This is a genomic window from Streptomyces lincolnensis (assembly GCF_021173675.1).
Lineage (GTDB): Bacteria > Actinomycetota > Actinomycetes > Streptomycetales > Streptomycetaceae > Streptomyces > Streptomyces lincolnensis_B.
Map to the genome: position 1 here is coordinate 47,514 of NZ_JAIHON010000014.1, position 18,312 is coordinate 65,825.

The window sequence follows — 18,312 nt, forward strand, 5'->3', positions numbered from 1 at the left end:
CCTACGCCTACCGTTCTGTATGTGACCGAGACGACCCAGACGCATCTGACACCCCCGGGGGACGGGGCCAAGCAGCGCAGCCCGGAGTTCCGGCTGGCCGCGGACGCCCTGCGCGGGCTGCGGCAGGACCTGATCCACGACGCCTTCGCCTACCGCCCGCTGTCGCACATGCGCACCGACGGCCCCCTCTCCCGACGGCTGCCCGGCCGGCTGCGGGAGTACGCGGCCTGGACTCCGCACGCGATGATCGTCCTGGCCGCCCTGATAGCGCTGGCCATAGGCACCGTCGACCAAGGGCTGGCCCTGGTGCTCGGGCCGCTCACCGTGATCCCGATCCTGGTGACCATGGTCCGGCCGGTCGGAGCGTTCTGGCTGTCCATGGCGGCCACCCCGTTCGCCCTCCCGTTCGGCGACCAGTGGGGCGAGTGGCCGTGGCTGCCCGGCAGCTTCGCCTGCCATCTGACGGTGCTGACCGTCGTCGCCCTGCGCACCCGGCGGCGCACGGCCGCGTGGATGTGGGTGGTGACGGCCGCCTTCGGCATCGTGGCGGACACCTTGTTCGGCTCGCAGCACTACAGCACCAACACCGGTCCCATGCTGGTCGTCTCCGCGCTGGTGCTGCTCGGCGTCTCCGTCTGGCACATCCGCCGCGAGGCCGAGCAGAAGGTGACCGCCCAGGAGACGGTGACGGCGTACGAGCGCTCGCGCCGCACGCTCCTGGAGGAGCGCACCACGATCGCCCGGGAGCTGCACGACGTGGTCGCGCACCACATGTCGGTCGTCGCGATCCAGGCGGAGGCCGCCCCCTACCGGGTGGAGAACCCGCCGCCGGAGCTGGAGCGCGCCTTCGTCACCATCCGGGAGAACGCGGTCGCGGCCCTGACTGAGCTGCGCCGGGTCCTGGGCGTGGTCCGCGCCGAGGACTACGAGGCGCCGGACGCCCCGCAGCCCACCCTCGCCGACCTCGACGGGCTGCTCGCCAATGTGCGGGACGCGGGACTGAGCGTGGACAAGACGGTCACCGGGGCGGTGCGTGAGCTGCCGCAGGGCGTGGAGCTGTCGGCGTACCGGATCGTGCAGGAGGCGCTGAGCAACACCCTGCGGCACGCGCCCGGGGCGAGCGCCCGCGTGGAGATCGGGTACGTCCTCGGCGGCCTGGGCCTGCGCATAGTCAACGGCGCGCCGCCCGAGCTGTCGCTGGTGAAGCCCTCGCCCGGTGCCGGGCACGGCATCACCGGGATGCGGGAGCGCGTCTCCATGCTGAACGGCGAGATGACGGCGGGCGCGACGGACGAGGGAGGCTACGAGGTGACGGTGTTCCTGCCCGTGCCCGCGGCGAGCGAGGACGGGGCATGACCATCCGTGTCCTGGTCGCGGACGACCAGATGATGGTGCGCGAGGGCTTCTCGGTCCTGCTGAACGCGATGCCGGACATCGAGGTGGTCGGCGAGGCCGTCAACGGCCGGGAGGCGGTGGACCGGGTCCGTGAACTCGCCCCGGACGTCGTGCTGATGGACATCCGTATGCCCGAGCTGAACGGCATCGAGGCGACCCGGGAGATCGTCGCCGCGGACGGCGCGGCCAAGGTGCTGGTGCTGACCACGTTCGACCTCGACGAGTACGTGTACCAGGCGCTGCGGGCGGGGGCCTCCGGGTTCCTGCTGAAGGACGCCTCGGCGCGTCAACTCGCCGACGGGGTCAGGGTGGTGGCCTCCGGGGAGGCGCTGCTCGCCCCCTCCGTCACCAGGCGGCTGATCACCGAGTTCTCCAAACTGTCCCAGGCCCCGCGTCTCGCGCCCTCGGCGCAGGCGGCGTACGGCGATCTGACGGACCGCGAGACGGAGGTGCTGGTGCTGATCGCGCAGGGGCTGTCGAACTCGGAGATCGCGGAGCGGCTGGTGGTCGCCGAGTCGACGATCAAGACCCATGTGAGCCGGATCCTGGTGAAGCTGGGTCTGCGGGACCGTACGCAGGCGGCGGTGTTCGCCTACGAGGCGCGGCTCGTCACACCGGGCTGAGACCGGCCGGGCGGCGGCGGGACACCCCTGGTCAGGGACGGATCCGCCGGTTAACGTCCCTGCATGGCAGCTGCTCCCGACCTCGCCTTCGACCCGTGGGACCCGGCGTTCGTCGCCGACCCGTATCCCGCCTACGCCGAGCTGCGTGCGCGCGGCCGGGTGCACTACTACGAGCCGACGAACCAGTGGCTGGTCCCGCACCACGCGGACGTCTCGGCGCTGCTGCGCGACCGGCGGCTGGGGCGGACGTACCAGCACCGCTTCACGCACGAGGACTTCGGACGGACGGCCCCGCCGCCGGAGCAGGAGCCGTTCCATGTGCTCAACGACCACGGGATGCTCGACCTGGAGCCGCCGGACCACACGCGGATCAGGCGGCTGGTGTCGAAGGCGTTCACGCCGCGCACGGTGGAGGGGCTTCGGCCGTATGTGCGCGGTCTGGCGGACGAGCTGGTGGCGGCGCTGGTCGCCCGGGGCGGCGGTGATCTGCTGACGGATGTCGCCGAGCCGCTGCCGGTGGCCGTCATCGCCGAGATGCTCGGTATCCCCGAGGCGGACCGGGCGCCGCTGCGGCCCTGGTCGGCGGACATCTGCGGGATGTACGAGCTGAACCCGCCCGAGGAGGTGGCCGCGAGGGCGGTCCGTGCCTCGGTCGAGTTCTCCGACTACCTCCGTGAGTTGATCGCCGAGCGCCGCAAGGAGCCCGGCGACGACCTGGTCTCGGGCCTGATCGCCGCCCACGACGAGGGCGACCGTCTCACCGAGCAGGAGATGATCTCGACCTGTGTGCTGCTGCTGAACGCGGGCCACGAGGCCACCGTGAACGCCACGGTCAACGGCTGGTGGGCCCTGTTCCGCGACCCGGACCAGCTGGCGGCCCTGCGCGCGGACCACACGCTCGTCCCCTCCGCCGTGGAGGAGCTGATGCGCTACGACACCCCGCTCCAGCTCTTCGAGCGCTGGGTCCTGGACGACATCGAGGTCGCCGGCACCACGATCCCGAGGGGCGCGGAGATCGCCCTGCTCTTCGGCTCCGCCAACCACGACCCCGAGGTCTTCCGGAACCCCGGCCGTCTCGATCTGACCCGTGCGGACAACCCCCACATTTCCTTCAGCGCGGGCATCCACTACTGCATCGGCGCCCCGCTGGCCCGTCTCGAACTCGTGGCCTCCATGACGGCGTTGCTGGAGAAGGCCCCGACGCTGAGCCCGGCGGCGGAGCCGGTGCGCAAGCCGAACTTCGTGATCCGAGGGCTGGAGGGGCTACCGGTGACGGTCTGAGGCGCGGTCGCGGCGGCCGTCCAGCAGCCGGTTGAGCAGCGCGCAGGCCAGGAGCGGCAGGGCGGCCCCGGTGAGCACGACGAGGGGCAGCTCGGTGAGCAGGACGATGTAGTCGGTGCCCTCGCCCTCGAAGCCGCGGCCGAGGTGGATCCGGGTGCGGTCGGTGTCGAGCCACAGGAGCGGGGCGGTCAGCGCCCCGACGAGCGACAGGGCGCAGCCCCCGAATGTCACCGCGTTCCGTCTCATGCCCTCAAGGGACGCGCCCCGCCCCTCCCCGGTTCGCACAGGAGTCCGCCACCCGGCCGCCCGGGAGGGGCAAGGCACCGGTCAGGTCGACAGGTCCCGCCGCCGCAGTCCCGCCAGCCCAGCCGCGGTCATCGCGGCCGCCAGCAGGAGCAGGGTCAGGACCGGCCCCCACTCCATCTGGCCGCCGGGCAGCTTCGGGAGGTGGCCGAAGGGGGAGAGGTCGAGGAGCACCTGCGGGGCGTCCAGCGCGGGGCCGACCCAGCCGATCAGCAGGATCGCCCCGGCGACTCCCCAGGCCGCCACGGCCGCGCGTGGGGCGAGGCCGTGCAGCAGGACCGTCAGACCGCCGACCACCCAGACCGCGGCCACCTGCACGAGACAGGCGCCCAGGATCGGCCCGGCCTGCTTGCCGTGGCCGACGGCGAAGCCCAGACCGGCGAGCAGCATGATCAGCGCGGCGCCGCCGAAGGCGATCACCAGATGGCCCGCGGCCCAGCGCAGCCGTCCCACGGCGTTGGCCAGCACCGGTTCGGCCCGGCCCGAGGTCTCCTCGCCGTGCAGGCGGAGCACCGAGGAGACGATGTAGAGGGCGGCGATCAGGCCGAGCATGCCGACCATCGAGGCGAGGAAGGCGTCGGTGATGCCGGACTGGCCGCCCATCCGCTCGAAGATCTCGCGGGCGTTGTCGTTGTCACCGACGAAGTCGGCCACGCCGTCGGTCATCCCGCCGTACACGAGTCCGGCGAGGAGGAAGCCGATGGACCAGCCCAGCACGCTGCCGCGCTGGAGCCGCCAGGCCAGTGCGCTCGCCGACGCCAGGCGGCCGGCGGCGGGGCCCGGCCGGGTCGGCAGGAAGCTCATGCCCACGTCCCGGCGCCCGGCGAGCACGTAGGCCGCCGTGCCCTGGAGGGCCGCCGCCGTGAGGAACAGCAGCAGGACCCACCAGCGTTCGTCCGCGAACGACCGCAGGTTCTCCAGCCAGCCGAGCGGCGAGAGCCAGGTCAGCACCGAGGAGCCGTCGTCGGTCGCCGAGTCGCCGGCCGCGCGCAGCACGAAGGCTGCGCCCAGCACGGCGGCCGTCAGACCGCGGGCGAGGCGGGCGCTCTCGGTGAGCTGGGCGACGATCGCGGCCATCGTGGCGAAGACGAGCCCGACGCCGCCGATGCCCAGTCCGAGCGCCAGCGCGCCCGTGGCGCCCTGTCCGGCCAGGCCGGCCGTCACCAGCAGGGCCAGGGCCGCGTTCGCGACCAGCGCCGTCAGCAGTGCCGCCGTCAGGGACGCCCGGCGGCCCACCATCCCCGAGGCCACCAGCTCCTGCCGGCCGCTCTCCTCCTCGTCGCGGGTGTGCCGTACGACGACGATCAGGCTCATCACGGCCGCCAGCGCGCCCGCGTACACGCCGACGCGCCAGGCGGTCAGGGCGCCGAGGGAGTCGTCGAAGACCGGGCCGATCAGGGCGCGCAGGGAGGAGTTGGTCTCCATCTGGCGCAGCAGGTCGGCGCGGTCGGCCGGGGTGTCGTACAGGCTCTTCAGGCTGTTCGGCATGGAGAGCACCATGAGCGCGTTGACCGCGACCCACACCGGGACCATCAGCCGGTCGCGGCGCAGGGCGAACCTCAACAGGGTTCCGGTGCCGGTGAGCTGGGGTGCGGCGAGGGTGGTCATCGGGCCGCCTCCGGCGTCACGTCCTCCTGGTAGTGCCGCAGGAAGAGCTCCTCCAGCGTGGGGGGCGTCGAGGTCAGCGACCGCACGCCCGAGTCGGTCAACGACCGCAGTACGGCGTCGAGTTTGTCGGTGTCGACCTGGAGCCGCACCCGGTGGCCCTGGACGTCGAGGTCGTGCACGCCGGGCAGGTGCGTCAACCCGTTGGGCGGGCCCGCGAGTTCGGCGGTGACGCTGGTGCGGGTGAGGTGGCGCAGGTCGGCGAGCGAGCCGGTCTCGACGGTGTGCCCCTTGCGGATGATGCTGACGCGGTCGCAGAGCTCCTCGACCTCGCTGAGGATGTGGGACGAGAGCAGGACCGTCCGGCCGCGGTCGCGCTCCTCCTCCACGCAGCGCTGGAAGACCTCCTCCATCAACGGGTCCAGGCCGGAGGTCGGCTCGTCCAGGATCAGCAGGTCGACGTCGGAGGCGAACGCGGCGACCAGGGCGACCTTCTGCCGGTTGCCCTTCGAGTACGTGCGGCCCTTCTTCGTCGGGTCCAGTTCGAACCGCTCGATCAGTTCGGCGCGGCGCCCGGTGTCGAGCCCGCCGCGCAGCCGGCCGTAGAGGTCGATGACCTCGCCGCCGGAGAGGTTGCGCCACAGCGTGACGTCGCCGGGGACGTACGCGATCCGGCGGTGCACCTCCACCGCGTCCGTCCACGGGTCGCGGCCGAGCACCTGGGCCGCGCCCGAGTCCGCGCGCAGCAGGCCGAGCAGGACGCGGATGGCGGTGGACTTGCCGGCGCCGTTCGGGCCGAGGAAGCCGTGCACCTCGCCGGTCTCCACCTCCAGGTCGAGGCCGTCCAGGGCGTGGGTGCTGCCGAACGTCTTGTGGAGTCCGGAGACGGTGATTGCCTTCGTCATGTTTCAGAACGTACGCTTCTTTCAGAAATTTGTGAAGTTAAGGAAGTGCTAAAAGCCCGGTTAGGGTGGTGACCATGGCGGATGCGATGGGGCGTGATCAGGAGGCGGTCGCGAAGTTCGTGGAGAGCTTCGCCGCACAGCTCGTCGAGGCCGGGATGCAGCGCATGTCCGCACGGGTCTTCGCCGCCCTGCTCTCCTCCGACGAGGGCGTGATGACCTCCGCCGAGCTGGGCGAGCAGCTGAAGATCAGCCCCGCCGCCGTCTCCGGCGCGGTGCGCTATCTGTCCCAGGTGCACATGGTCTCGCGCGAGCGGGAACCCGGCTCACGGCGTGAGCGGTACCGGGTGCACGGCGATCAGTGGTACGAGGCGCTCACCAACCGTGAGGCGATCATCAAACGGTGGGAGGTCGCCCTGCGCGAAGGCGTCAGCAGCCTCGGGGCCGACACCCCGGCGGGGCGCCGCATGGCCGAGACGCTGGCCTTCTTCGAGTTCATCCAGGGCGAGGTCGCGGAGATGATGGAACGCTGGCGAACACACCGGCAGAAGCTCTTCGGCGACTAGGGCCACCAGGGACGGAGGCGGAGGCCGTGGCGGCTAACGGCCCTTGCGGACGAGGTCGGTGACGCGTTCGCCCTCGCCGATCGTGAGCGGGCCGGTCGCCTCCGTGGGGTCGCCGATTCCCAGTGCGGCGGCCAGCGTGCGGCCGTGCAGGTCGAGGGTGGCCTCGGTCAGGGTGGTGAGGTCGGCGACGGCGGCGCGGGCGCGGGCCCAGCCGGTCAGGCCGATGCCCGCGGCGACCAGCAGCGCGGGCCACCACACCGCGGTGAGCAGGAGGTAGGGCACGGCCCAGGTCCCGGTGGCGACCGCGGCGGCGAACGCCGTGTGCGCGGCGGTGAGTTCGGCCCGCGCGGCGTCGGGCAGGACCAGCCACAGCCGGGACCAGCCGTAGGCCAGGTCGAGTCCGTAGCGGTGGTGCGCGATCGACTCCACGGCGTGGACCCGGTCGCCCATCCAGGTCGGCCTGCCCGGTTCGGCCATGGCCAGCCGGGTGACGCGGTGGGCCGCGGTGTCGATCCGGTCCTGCTGCTCGCGGGTGCGGCGGGCCGGGCTCGCATCCTCCAGCGCCCGGCGTTCCTCCACGAGCCGGTGCCACCGCGCACGCCGGCGGGCCGTACGCGCCGCCGCGAGCGGGGCGAAGGGGCGGGGCCACGGCCCCAGCCAGACGCGCCGGGTGGCCCCGGCCAGCGTCTGCACGACGAAGCCGACGCCGGAGGCGCCCGCCAGGACGGCCACGGCGAGGAGCGCCTGCGCCCCGCTCGACAGGCCGGCGATCGAGGTGGCGGTGGTGTCGGCCCGCCGGGTCAGCAGCGCGAGGTTCCACGCGTCGGCATGGCCGAGGGTGACGGACAGCCACACCGCGCCGAGGAAGAACGCGCCGGGCAGCACGAGCAGGCTGATCCACCGGTCGGCCAGCGCCTTGGCCAACTGCTGGAAGAAACCACCCACCCGCGCTACCCCCGTTCCATGAGCCGGCCCAGGACGGCGCAGTGCGGGAGCGCGCCCGCCGGGGGCGGAACCGCCGTCCGGTCACAGGCACCGTCCGGGCAGCGGAAGGTCTCCCGGCGGGCGGTACCCGGCCCGGCCCCCGGCAGTGCCGTCGCGAGCGTGCGCAGGGTGGTGTCACGGTCGGCGTTCAGCAACTGGCCCAGCAGGGCGAGCACCGGGCGCCGGGCCCGCGCCTCGGCCGCGATCCGCTCCAGCAGTTCCTGACGTGCCGCGGAGTGGAGCCTGGTCTCGCCGATCAGCGCCTCGAACTCCTGGCACAACGTGGTCAGGGCCGATCGTTCGGCGTCCACCAGGCCTCCCTTTTCCGTCAGTTGGCCGATAGTCTCACGGGCGATGTCCTACGACCACCGGCCCGATCCCGAGCTGCTGAACCAGCAGGCGGTCGACCTTCTCGACCGGGCCACCCGGTCCGGCGACACGGCCCAACTGCGCACCTGTGTCTCCTTGTTCCAGGGCGTCCTCGCCCTGACTCCGCCTCACCATCCCCACCGGGCCACCCGCCTGTACAACCTCGCCGAGAGCCACCGGGCGCTGTACGCGCTGGCGGGACACGAGAGCGACGCCGAGCAGTCGGTCGGCATCGGGCGGCAGGCCGTGGCGGCCCTCCAGGACGGCGACCCGAACTCCGCGCTGATCCTGGGCAACCTCGCCGCCACCCACCTCCTGCGGTTCCAGCGGGCCGGGCACCCGAGCGACCTGGACGGGGTCGTCGAGTTCGCGGCACGGGCCGGCCTCGCACCCGGCACCCAGGGGAACATCGCATTCGCCCTGTCCACTCTCGCCGGGGGCCACCTGCTGCGGTTCGAAGGGGCCGGGCACCTCGCGGACCTGGCGCGCGCCATCGACATCGGCGAGCACGCGCTGACCGTCACCCCCGCCGGTGCCCCGCACCTGCCGGACACCCTGGCCAACCTCGCCATGGGCTACCTGCGACGGTTCGAGGGGACCGGGCACCTCGCGGACCTGGCGCGCGCCATCGACGCCGGCGAGCGCGCACTGGCCGCGACTCCCGCCGACTCCCCGCACCGGGCGACCATTCTGACCAACCTCGCCACCGCCTACTGGGCACGGTTCGGACGGGCGGGCCGTACGGCGGACCTGGACCGCGCCATCGGGATCGGGGAACAGGCCGTCGCCGACACCGGCAACCGGTACCGGGTGACCGCGATGTCCAACCTCGCCGTCGCCTACCACGAACGCTTCGAGCGGACCGGGAGCCTGGCCGACCTGGACCGGGCCATCGCGCACCACGAACGGGCGGTGGCCGCCGCCCCGGACGAGGCTCCCGACGGTGTGACCTATCTGTCCAACCTCGGCATGGCGTACCACGCGCGGTTCGAGCGGCTGGGGGAGACGGCCGACCTGGACCGGGCCATCGGCCACCTCGGCCGTGCCGTCGCCGCGGCGCCCCCGGGGCACCGCGAGGTCGCGACGTTCCTGTCCAACCTCGGTATCGCCTGTCACACGCGGTTCGAGCGGCTGGGGGACGTGGCCGATCTGGACCGCGCCGTCGCGCATCACGAGCAGGCCGTGGCCGCCACGCCCGCGGGCCGCCCGGATCTCGCCCAGCGCCTGTCCAACCTCGGCACCGCGTACAACGCGCGGTTCGACCGCAAGGGGGACCCCGGCGACATGCACCGGGCCGTCGGGAGCCTGGAACGCGCGGTCTCCGCCACCCCCGCCGACCATCCCGGGCGGGCGATGGTCCTGTCCAACCTCGCGGGGGCCCTGCTGGGACGGTTCGAGGGGCTGGGGGACGTGGCCGATCTGCACCGTGCCGTCGCGTATCGCGAGCAGGCCGTGGCCGCCACGCCGGACGACCACCCGGACCGGGCGATGCACCTGTCCAACCTCTCCTTCGCCCACTGGTCCCGGCTCATCCGCACCGGGGAGATGTCCGACCTGGACGCGGCCATCGACGTCGGCAGACGCTCGGTGGCGGCCACACCGGACGACCACCCGGACCGGGCGATGCGCCTGAACAACCTCGCCACCGCCCTCCACCAACGGTTCGAGCGCAGCGGCGGCCTGCACGACCTGGACCGGGCCGTCGAGTGTCACGAGCAGGCCGTGGCCGCCACGCCGGACGACCACCCGAGCCGGGCCACCTGGCTCTCCAACCTCGGGACGGCCTACAGCGCGCGGGCCCGGCGGAGCGGCGGGGCCGACTTCGACAACGCCGTCGATCTCGCGCTCCTGGCGCTCGCGGCCACCCCCGCCGACCATCCCGACCGGCTGCTGCGCCGGTTCAACCTCGCGCAGACCCTCCAGGAGCGGTACCTCCACGCGGGCGATCCGGCCGACCTCGACCGTGCCGTCGACCTGGCGCGGGAGACGATCGCCACCGTCCCCGCCGACCATCCGGAACGTGCGCGGTATCTGTCCTCCCTCGGTCACGCCCACCGGCTGCGGTTCCGGCGGACCGGCGATCCGGCCGACCTCGACCGCGCCGTCGACGCCGCGGAACGGGCGCTCGCGGCCACCCCCGGCGACCATCCGCGCCGGGCCTCGCGGATCTACCTCCTCGCGGTCTGCTGCACGAGGCGGTGGGACACCGACGGCACTCTCGACCGGGCGCGCATCGCCCGGCTCGCGCAGGACGCGCTCGCGGCCACGACATCGCCCCCGTTCGACCGGCTCCGCGCCTGCTGGGCGGTCGGCCGGCTCGCCTACGTGCTGGACGAACCGCACACCGCCCGCTCGCTGTTCGACACGGCGGTGGAGCTGCTGCCCCTGGTCGCGGCGCGCGAGACCTCGGCGGCGGACCACGAGCACCGCCTCGGCGCGAACCGCGGACTGGTCGGCGAGACGATCGCCGTGCACTGCGCCCTGGACGATCCCGACGGCGCCGTCCAGGCCGGTGAGCTGGGCCGGGCGGTCCTGCTGGCGTCCCGGCTGGCCCTGCGGACACCCCTCGCCGACCTCGATGCCGAGCACCCCGCACTGGCCCGCCGGCTGAGCCACGTCCGCGACGCCCTCAACGCGCCCGATCCCCCGGCCATGGCCCCGCCAGGCGGCCGGGGGATCGACGTCGTCGACTGGCGTACCCGGATGTGGGCCGAGCACGACGCCGTACTGGCGGAGATCCGCCGGCTGCCGGGCTTCGAACGGTTCCTGCTCCCGCCGACCTGGGACGAGCTGCGGCCGACCGCCACCGGCGGGGCGGTCGTGCTGCTCAACGCCGGTCTCCAGCGCTGCGACGCCATCGTCGTCACCGCCGACGGGCCCCCGCTGCTGGTGCCGCTGCCCGACCTGCGCCTGGCCGACGTCGAGGCATGGGCCGCCGAGCTGACGGACGCCACGCACGACGCCGGCTCGTTCATCGGCGAGCTGCGCCGCCAACGGGTGCTGACGGAGGTGCTCGGCCGGCTGTGGGACACGACGGTCGAGCCGGTCCTCGACGCGGTCGACCGCCGGCTCCGCCCGGAGGACGGGGTGCTGCCCCGCGTGTGGTGGATGCCGACCGGGCTCCTCGGACTGCTGCCGCTGCACGCGGCCGGGCATCCCGGTCGGGCCGGGGCGCTCGACCGGGTGATCTCGTCGTACACGCCCACCCTGCGCACCCTGGCGCGGGCCCGTGAACGCCCGGCCGCGACGGCCCTGCGCCGGCTCACCGTGGCCCTCGACCGGACCCCGGGCATGGCGGACCTGCCGGCCACCGCCGCCGAGGCGGCGAGCCTGCACGCGGCCCATCCCGACATGCCGCTGCTCACCAACGAGCAGGCCACCGCCGCCCGGGTGACCGGTGCGCTCTCGGGGGCGAGCTGGGCCCACTTCGCCTGTCACGCCGGCACCGACCTCGACGCGCCGTCCGAGGGCGGGCTCCACCTCCACGACGGTGTGCTGTCCATCGGGGAGATCGGCCGCCGCGACCTGCGCGAGGCCGAGTTGGCCTATCTGTCCGCGTGCTCCACGGGACACGTCGGCTGGCGGCACGCGGACGAGTCCATCCACCTGGCCTCCGCGTTCCACCTGGCCGGGTTCCGGCACGTCGTCGCGAGTCTGTGGCCGCTGGACGACCGCGTCGCGGCCGGCGCGGCCGAGCACTTCTACCGGCTGATGCCCCACACGCCGTCCGCCGACGACGCGGCGGCGGTCGTGCTCCACCGCGTCGTCCGGGACCTGCGCACCGAGTACCGCGAACGGCCGCACCTGTGGGCGTCACTGATCCACAGCGGCCCGTGACTCCGGTTCCGGCGGAGCGCTGAGCGTTCCTTTTCCGGCGGAGCGCTCAGCGTTCCTTCGTCTCCTCCAGCACCGTCCGCCCGAGCAGGGCGTACCGGGACGGGTCGCGCCGCTTGAGGTACTGGGCGTAGCCGATGCCCGTCCCCGCGACCAGGGCGACCAGCCACGGGGTCGCCTTCAGGAGCAGGGAGCCGGACTCCGGGCCGGCCGCCACCCCCATGTTGGAGACCAGGAGCACCACCACCGCGAGCATGGCGAGGCCGCCGACGAGCGGGGCGGTGAAGGTCCGGAACCAGTGGCGGCTCTCGGGGTGGTGGGAGCGGAAGTAGGCCAGCACGGCGAAGGAGCAGACGGCCTGCACGACCAGGATGGCCATGGTGCCGAGGATGGCGAGCAGGACGTAGGTGCCGGTGTAGGGGTCCTTGCCGGCGATCCAGAACGCGGCCAGCAGGACGGCCGTCACCACTGTCTGGACCAGGCCCGCGATGTGCGGGGAGCCGTGCCGCTCGTGGGTGCGGCCGACGGTCTTCTTCAGGGACGGCAGGACACCCTCGCGGCCCAGCGCGTACATGTAGCGGGCGGCGCAGTTGTGGAAGGCCATGCCGCAGGCCAGCGAGCCGGTGATCATCAGCCACTGCATGACGACGACCGCCCAGTGGCCGACGTACTGCTCGGTGGGGTTGAAGAACATCGCGAGCGGGTTGGCGGAGGAGGCGGCCGCGACGGCTTCCTTCTCGCCGTTGCCGGTGATGGCCATCCAGGAGACGAAGACGTAGAAGACACCGACGCCCAGGACGGAGACCATCGTCGCCTTGGGGATGATCTTCTTGGGGTCGCGGGACTCCTCGCCGTACATCGCGGTCGACTCGAAGCCGACCCACGACCAGAAGGCGAAGAACAGGCCGAGCCCCGCCGAGGTGCCCTGGAAGGCGTTGACCGGGTTGATCGGGCCGAAGGTGAAGCCGTCGGGGCCGCCGCCGTGCAGGGCGACCGAGATCGCCATCGCCGCGAGGATCGTCACCTCGGTGGCGAGCAGGACGACGAGGAGCTTCTCGGCGACCGAGACACCGAACCAGGTGCCCATCGCGTTGACGGCGAGCATCAGGATCGCGAAGGCCCACCACGGGATGTGCGTCCCGGTCTGGTCCTTGAGGGTGGTCGTCGCGAAGGTGGAGAAGATGCCGATCAGGGCCGGCTCGAAGACGACGTACGCGAAGGTCGCGAGCATCCCCGAGGCGAGCCCCACGGTCCGGCCCAGACCGTAGGAGATGAAGCCGTAGAAGGCGCCGGTGGAGGTGATGTGCTTTGCCATCGAGGTGAAGCCCACGGAAAAGATTGCCAGGACGACCATTGCGACGAGGTAGCTCGCCGGGGCGCCGATGCCGTTGCCCGACGACACCATGAAGGGCACGTTGCCGGTCATCGCGGTGATCGGGGCGGCGGTCGCGACGGCCATGAAGACCACCCCGAGCAGGCCCACGGCGTTGGGCTTGAGCCGGTGGACGGTCTCGTCCGCATCTGTTCCCGCCGCCGGGGCGACTCCCTCGTCCACTGCCATCGGGCCGGCTCCTCTCCTGGTGGTCCGTTGCCGCACGCGGTGCTGCACGGCACCGGAACTCTGTCGGCCGAATGAGTCGGGCAAGAGTCTCGGTACGTTAAATATTTGTCAACCAGACCTTTAGAAATCTGGTCGCAACACCCGGCTCGTACGGTCGCCGTCATGAGTTACACGTCCGTCCTCGGCGGCCACCGCCACCGCTTCGAGAACCTCGCCCGCCTGCTCGCCGCCGCGAGCCCCGAGCGCTCCGGCGACCGGCTGGCCGGACTCGCGGCCCGCAGCGCCCAGGAACGGGTGGCGGCGCGCTGGGCGCTGGCGGAAGTCCCGCTCACGGCCTTCCTCACCGAGCCGCTGATCCCGTACGAGAGCGACGACGTCACCCGGCTCATCCTCGACGGCCACGACACCGAGGCCTTCGCGCCGGTGGCCGGGCTGACCGTCGGCGAGTTCCGGGAGTGGCTGCTGTCCGAGCGGGCCGACGCCGCGACGCTGGCCGCGCTGGCGCCCGGGCTCACGCCCGAGATGGTGGCGGCGGTCTCCAAGCTGATGGGCAACGCCGACCTGGTCGCCGTCGCCCGCAAGGTGCGCGTGGTGACCGCGTTCCGCTCCACCATCGGCCTGCCGGGACGGCTCGCGACCCGGCTCCAGCCCAACCACCCGACCGACGACCCGGCGGGCGTGGCCGCGGCCCTCCTCGACGGGCTGCTGCTCGGCTCCGGCGACGCGGTGATCGGCATCAACCCGGCCACCGACAGCCCCCGGGCGGTACGGGACCTGCTGGAGCTGCTCGACGGCGTGATCCGGCGCTACGCGATCCCCACCCAGTCCTGCGTGCTGTGCCACGTCACGACCAGCGTGGACCTGATGGAGCGCGGCGCCCCCGTCGACCTCGTCTTCCAGTCCGTCGCCGGGACACAGGCGGCCAACGCCTCCTTCGGCGTCACGCTCGGCCTGCTCGACGAGGCGTACGAGGCGGCCCTTTCGCTGGACCGCGGCACAGTCGGCCGCAACGTCATGTACTTCGAGACCGGCCAGGGCAGCGCCCTCTCCGCCGACGCCCACCACGGCGTGGACCAGCAGACGGTGGAGGCACGGGCGTACGCGGTCGCCCGCCGCTACGACCCGCTGCTGGTGAACACGGTCGTCGGCTTCATCGGCCCGGAGTACCTCTACGACGGCCGGCAGATCCTCCGCGCCGCCCTGGAGGACCACTTCTGCGGCAAGCTGCTCGGCCTGCCCATGGGCCTGGACATCTGCTACACCAACCACGCGGACGCCGATGACGACGACGTGGCGACCATGCTCACCATGCTCGGCGTCGCCGGCGCCTCCTTCGTCATCTGCACGCCCGGCGGCGACGACATCATGCTCAACTACCAGTCGGCCTCGTACCACGACGCGTTGTACCTGCGGGAGGTCCTCGGGCTGCGCCCGGCACCGGAGTTCGAGGCGTGGCTCGCCTCGATCGGGCTGCTGGACGAGGGCGGCCAGATCCGCGAGATCTCCTCAGAGGCCCACCCGCTCACGGCGATCGGAAGGGATCTGGCCGCATGACCCACCTCCCCGTTCACGGCGGCGACCCGGCCCTCTGGCCGGCCCTGCGCCGGCACACCCAGGCCAGGATCGGCCTCGGCCGGGCGGGCGCCGCGCTGCCCACCCGGCACCGGCTGGAACTCCAGGCCGCGCACGCGGCGGCCCGGGACGCCGTGCACGCGCCCTTCGCCCCGGACACCGTCGCCGCCGCGCTCACCGGCACGCCGACGGTGCGGGTGCGCAGCGCCGCCCCCGACCGGCTGACCTACCTCCAGCGCCCCGACCTCGGCCGCCGCCTGCACCCCATCGACCGCTCGCATCTGCCCTTGGGTGAGTGGGACGTGGTCTTCGTGATCGCCGACGGCCTCTCCAGCCGGGCGGTCCACGAGCACGCGGCGGCGATGGTCCACGCGACCGCCGCCCGCCTGGCCGACACCTGGCGGATCGCCCCCGTCGTCCTCGCCGAGCAGGCCCGCGTGGCCCTCGGCGACGACATCGCCCACGCCATGGGCGCCACGGCCGTCGTCGTCCTCGTCGGCGAACGCCCCGGCATGTCCGCCGCCGACTCCCTCGGCGCCTACCTCACCCACGACCCGCACCCCGGCGTCACCACCGACGCCGACCGCAACTGCCTCTCCAACATCCGCCCCCCACTCGGCCTGACCTACGAAACGGCCGCAACCAAGCTGGCCACACTGCTGGACCGGGCCCGGGAGCTGGGGCGCAGCGGGGTGGAGCTGAAGGACGACACGGGTGCGCTGCCGGGCTAGCCCGGAACCGGGGATCGGCGGCCCGTCCCGACGGCGGCCGACGGTCTCTCCTCACGGCAGCCCCTCCCTCCTCACGGCTTCCCCCTTCCCGCTCACCCCCGCGGCAACGTCAACCCCAGCGCCCCCTCCCACACCGTCCACGTCCGTCGCCGTACCGGGCCGGAGACCGCCGAGTCCGCCCGGTAGCGGAAGTCCGCGCCCGATACGGTCACCCGGCGTCCCCGGGCCAGCAGTGGGGCGGCCTCCGCGCCGACCGAGAGTGGCCGTACCTCCACCGCCGCCGAGCCGGAGCCGCCCGGGACCACCGACACCGCCTCCACGGGCTGGTCCAGGTCGACGAGGGTGTCGCCGTCCACCTCGACCCGCAGCCGGGAGTGCCCGGGCGTGGGCGGGGCGGGGGCGGCGCGGGAGGGCCGCGGGGGCACGAGGGTGCGTACGAGGGACTGGCAGGTCCGCAGCCAGGGCCGCGCGCCCTCGCCCCCGGACACCGCCTCCCCGGGGTCCGCCGGAGGCGTGAGCGGCGGGATCCGCAGCGCCCCCAGCACCACCCCGTCGCTGTCGTCGACGAGCAGGTCGAGCCGCCGCTCGGCGCCCTCCAGGACGGCCCGCGCGGCCGCCACCGCCCCTATGGGCACCCCGAGCGACCGGGCCAGCGACAGCGAACCGCCCACCGGGACCATCGACAGCGCACATCCGGCCAGTTCCCGCCGGCGGTGCAGCAGCGACACCGCGCGCAGCAGCGCGCGGTCGTCACCGATGACGACGGGCCGCCGCGAACCCCGCCGGGCCAGCGCCCGGGCGAACTCCTCCGGATCCTCCGGCAGGCACACCTTCGTACTCGCCGCACCCGCGCTGAGCACGTCTTTCGCGATGCGTACGGACTCCCCGTCCGTCCTGAGGGCGACCGGATCGATCACCACGAGCAACTGGTCGGCCGTCGCGAAAGTCGCCACCTCGGTCCTGCCTCGCTTCCTCGGGTAGCATCTTTGTGCAAGAGCCCCTTGCGCTATTGCGCCAGGGGCTTCGTCTATTCCGGGGCATCCGGGTCCGACGGGTCGCGGCCGACGACGGCCGTCGGTGGCCGAAGAGGGTCGCCGGTGTACGAGGCACAGGGCCGTGTCGCGTACGCCTCTGACCTTGGACATGCCCCGCCCGGAAGGGGTGTACGCGCGTGCCCGCACTTGTGCTGCTCGGTGCTCAGTGGGGTGACGAAGGCAAGGGAAAGGCGACCGACCTGCTCGGTGGCTCGGTTGACTATGTGGTGCGCTACCAGGGCGGCAACAACGCCGGCCATACGGTGGTCGTGGGCGATCAGAAGTACGCCCTGCACCTTCTCCCTTCCGGAATCCTCTCGCCGGGGTGTACCCCGGTCATCGGTAACGGAGTCGTCGTCGACCCGTCGGTCCTGTTCTCCGAGCTGAACGGACTCAACGAGCGAGGCGTCGACACCTCCAAGCTCCTCATCAGCGGAAACGCGCACATCATCACGCCGTACAACGTGACGGTGGACAAGGTGACGGAACGCTTCCTCGGAAAGCGGAAGATCGGCACGACCGGTCGCGGTATCGGCCCGACGTACGCCGACAAGATCAACCGCGTCGGTATCCGCGTCCAGGACCTCTACGACGAGTCGATCCTCACCCAGAAGGTGGAGGCGGCCCTCGACGTCAAGAACCAGATCCTCACCAAGCTCTACAACCGGCGCGCGATCGCCGTGGACCAGGTGGTCGAGGAACTGCTGGCCTACGCCGACAAGCTGAAGCCGTACGTCGCCGACACGGTCCTGGTCCTCAACCAGGCCCTGGAGAACGACAAGGTCGTCCTGTTCGAGGGCGGCCAGGGCACGCTCCTGGACATCGACCACGGCACGTACCCCTTCGTCACCTCCTCCAACCCGACGGCGGGCGGTGCCTGCACCGGCGCCGGTGTCGGTCCGACGAAGATCAGCCGGGTCATCGGCATCCTGAAGGCGTACACCACCCGCGTCGGCTCGGGCCCCTTCCCGACCGAGCTGTTCGACGAGGACGGCGAGGCGCTGCGCCGCATCGGCGGCGAGCGGGGCGTCACCACCGGCCGTGACCGCCGCTGCGGCTGGTTCGACGCGGTCATCGCCCGCTACGCGACCCGCGTGAACGGCCTGACCGACTTCTTCCTCACCAAGCTCGACGTCCTCACCGGCTGGGAGCAGATCCCGGTCTGTGTGGCCTACGAGATCGACGGCAGGCGCGTCGAGGAGCTCCCCTACTCCCAGTCGGACTTCCACCACGCCAAGCCCGTGTACGAGATGCTGCCCGGCTGGAGCGAGGACATCAGCAAGGCCAAGTCCTTCTCCGACCTCCCGAAGAACGCCCAGAGCTACGTCAAGGCGCTGGAGGAGATGTCCGGCGCCCCGATCTCCGCGATCGGCGTGGGCCCGGGCCGCGACGAGACGATCGAGATCAACTCGTTCCTGTAGGGACGGCGGAACCCTCGCGTGGGCCGGTCTTGGACTTCCTTGACCGGCCCATGGTCTGTTCCTGGTTCCGGAGGCGGTAGCGGAAGGCAACCATCTACGCGGGTAGTCCCGCACGGTACGCCAGCCCACCC

The 18,312-nt window shown here is 72.6% G+C and carries 15 protein-coding genes; 8 read left to right on the forward strand and 7 right to left on the reverse strand.

Features of this window, described 5'->3' with window-relative positions:
• The first annotated feature begins 21 nt into the window (after window positions 1-21).
• From K4B79_RS35805 to K4B79_RS35815, 3 genes are all read left to right on the forward strand, one after another.
• The gene (locus K4B79_RS35805; protein ID WP_232031597.1) at window positions 22-1,356 is read left to right on the forward strand and encodes a sensor histidine kinase; all 1,335 of its coding nucleotides are present in this window, start codon (window positions 22-24) and stop codon (window positions 1,354-1,356) included.
• Complete coding sequence (locus K4B79_RS35810; protein WP_067437093.1) at window positions 1,353-2,018, forward strand: response regulator; 666 nt, start codon at window positions 1,353-1,355, stop codon at window positions 2,016-2,018. The genes K4B79_RS35805 and K4B79_RS35810 overlap by 4 nt, the downstream gene beginning before the upstream one ends.
• Before the next feature lie 63 nt (window positions 2,019-2,081).
• A complete protein-coding gene (locus K4B79_RS35815; protein WP_232031598.1) occupies window positions 2,082-3,299 on the forward strand; it encodes a cytochrome P450 in 1,218 nt (405 codons plus the stop codon).
• On the opposite strand, the gene K4B79_RS35820 is transcribed toward K4B79_RS35815, so the two are convergent.
• The 3 genes from K4B79_RS35820 to K4B79_RS35830 form a co-directional block, all read right to left on the reverse strand.
• Window positions 3,282-3,545, reverse strand: coding sequence for a hypothetical protein (locus K4B79_RS35820; protein WP_232031599.1), 264 nt, complete (start codon window positions 3,543-3,545; stop codon window positions 3,282-3,284). The two genes, K4B79_RS35815 and K4B79_RS35820, sit on opposite strands and share 18 nt — an antisense overlap.
• An 81-nt stretch (window positions 3,546-3,626) precedes the next feature.
• Complete coding sequence (locus K4B79_RS35825; RefSeq protein WP_232031600.1) at window positions 3,627-5,210, reverse strand: ABC transporter permease; 1,584 nt, start codon at window positions 5,208-5,210, stop codon at window positions 3,627-3,629.
• Window positions 5,207-6,112: an ABC transporter ATP-binding protein gene (locus K4B79_RS35830; RefSeq protein WP_232031601.1), complete on the reverse strand. Its 906-nt coding sequence runs from the start codon at window positions 6,110-6,112 to the stop codon at window positions 5,207-5,209. Before K4B79_RS35830 ends, K4B79_RS35825 begins: the two co-directional genes overlap by 4 nt.
• A gap of 74 nt (window positions 6,113-6,186) precedes the next feature.
• Between K4B79_RS35830 and K4B79_RS35835 the strand changes: the two genes are divergently transcribed.
• Window positions 6,187-6,675 (forward strand): GbsR/MarR family transcriptional regulator, encoded by a 489-nt coding sequence (locus tag K4B79_RS35835; RefSeq protein WP_232031602.1) that lies wholly within the window; start codon window positions 6,187-6,189, stop codon window positions 6,673-6,675.
• Between the two features lie 33 nt (window positions 6,676-6,708).
• Here the strand turns inward: K4B79_RS35835 and K4B79_RS35840 are convergent, their stop codons facing one another.
• Together K4B79_RS35840 and K4B79_RS35845 are read right to left on the reverse strand one after the other, a co-directional pair.
• On the reverse strand, window positions 6,709-7,620 hold the full coding sequence (locus K4B79_RS35840; RefSeq protein WP_232031603.1) for a hypothetical protein: 912 nt from the start codon (window positions 7,618-7,620) through the stop codon (window positions 6,709-6,711).
• Window positions 7,621-7,625: 5 nt separating this feature from the next.
• The gene (locus tag K4B79_RS35845) at window positions 7,626-7,970 is read right to left on the reverse strand and encodes a hypothetical protein (protein ID WP_232031604.1); all 345 of its coding nucleotides are present in this window, start codon (window positions 7,968-7,970) and stop codon (window positions 7,626-7,628) included.
• A 43-nt stretch (window positions 7,971-8,013) separates the two neighbouring features.
• Between K4B79_RS35845 and K4B79_RS35850 the strand changes: the two genes are divergently transcribed.
• Window positions 8,014-11,865: a CHAT domain-containing tetratricopeptide repeat protein gene (locus tag K4B79_RS35850; protein WP_232031605.1), complete on the forward strand. Its 3,852-nt coding sequence runs from the start codon at window positions 8,014-8,016 to the stop codon at window positions 11,863-11,865.
• 46 nt (window positions 11,866-11,911) lie between these two features.
• Here K4B79_RS35850 and K4B79_RS35855 read toward each other — a convergent pair whose 3' ends face one another.
• The gene (locus tag K4B79_RS35855; protein WP_232031606.1) at window positions 11,912-13,423 is read right to left on the reverse strand and encodes an APC family permease; all 1,512 of its coding nucleotides are present in this window, start codon (window positions 13,421-13,423) and stop codon (window positions 11,912-11,914) included.
• Window positions 13,424-13,585: 162 nt separating this feature from the next.
• Here K4B79_RS35855 and K4B79_RS35860 point away from each other — a divergent pair, with 162 nt between their 5' ends.
• Complete coding sequence (locus K4B79_RS35860) at window positions 13,586-14,977, forward strand: ethanolamine ammonia-lyase subunit EutB (protein WP_232031607.1); 1,392 nt, start codon at window positions 13,586-13,588, stop codon at window positions 14,975-14,977.
• A complete protein-coding gene (eutC, locus tag K4B79_RS35865) occupies window positions 14,974-15,726 on the forward strand; it encodes an ethanolamine ammonia-lyase subunit EutC (protein WP_232031608.1) in 753 nt (250 codons plus the stop codon). Before K4B79_RS35860 ends, eutC begins: the two co-directional genes overlap by 4 nt.
• 92 nt (window positions 15,727-15,818) lie before the next feature.
• Here the strand turns inward: eutC and K4B79_RS35870 are convergent, their stop codons facing one another.
• The gene (locus K4B79_RS35870; protein WP_232031609.1) at window positions 15,819-16,679 is read right to left on the reverse strand and encodes a diacylglycerol kinase family protein; all 861 of its coding nucleotides are present in this window, start codon (window positions 16,677-16,679) and stop codon (window positions 15,819-15,821) included.
• Window positions 16,680-16,897: 218 nt separating this feature from the next.
• On the opposite strand from K4B79_RS35870, the gene K4B79_RS35875 reads away from it, so the two are divergent.
• A complete protein-coding gene (locus tag K4B79_RS35875) occupies window positions 16,898-18,181 on the forward strand; it encodes an adenylosuccinate synthase (RefSeq protein WP_232031610.1) in 1,284 nt (427 codons plus the stop codon).
• Window positions 18,182-18,312 lie beyond the last annotated feature (131 nt).

Bases quoted from the DNA above. Each gene is read 5' to 3' on its own strand.
- K4B79_RS35810 (WP_067437093.1), top strand. From the start codon at position 1,353: ATGACCATCCGTGTCCTGGTCGCGGACGACCAGATGATGGTGCGCGAG.
- K4B79_RS35815 (WP_232031598.1), top strand. From the start codon at position 2,082: ATGGCAGCTGCTCCCGACCTCGCCTTCGACCCGTGGGACCCGGCGTTC.
- K4B79_RS35820 (WP_232031599.1), bottom strand. From the start codon at position 3,545: ATGAGACGGAACGCGGTGACATTCGGGGGCTGCGCCCTGTCGCTCGTC.
- K4B79_RS35825 (WP_232031600.1), bottom strand. From the start codon at position 5,210: ATGACCACCCTCGCCGCACCCCAGCTCACCGGCACCGGAACCCTGTTG.
- K4B79_RS35830 (WP_232031601.1), bottom strand. From the start codon at position 6,112: ATGACGAAGGCAATCACCGTCTCCGGACTCCACAAGACGTTCGGCAGC.
- K4B79_RS35835 (WP_232031602.1), top strand. From the start codon at position 6,187: ATGGCGGATGCGATGGGGCGTGATCAGGAGGCGGTCGCGAAGTTCGTG.
- K4B79_RS35850 (WP_232031605.1), top strand. From the start codon at position 8,014: ATGTCCTACGACCACCGGCCCGATCCCGAGCTGCTGAACCAGCAGGCG.
- K4B79_RS35855 (WP_232031606.1), bottom strand. From the start codon at position 13,423: ATGGCAGTGGACGAGGGAGTCGCCCCGGCGGCGGGAACAGATGCGGAC.
- K4B79_RS35860 (WP_232031607.1), top strand. From the start codon at position 13,586: ATGAGTTACACGTCCGTCCTCGGCGGCCACCGCCACCGCTTCGAGAAC.
- eutC (WP_232031608.1), top strand. From the start codon at position 14,974: ATGACCCACCTCCCCGTTCACGGCGGCGACCCGGCCCTCTGGCCGGCC.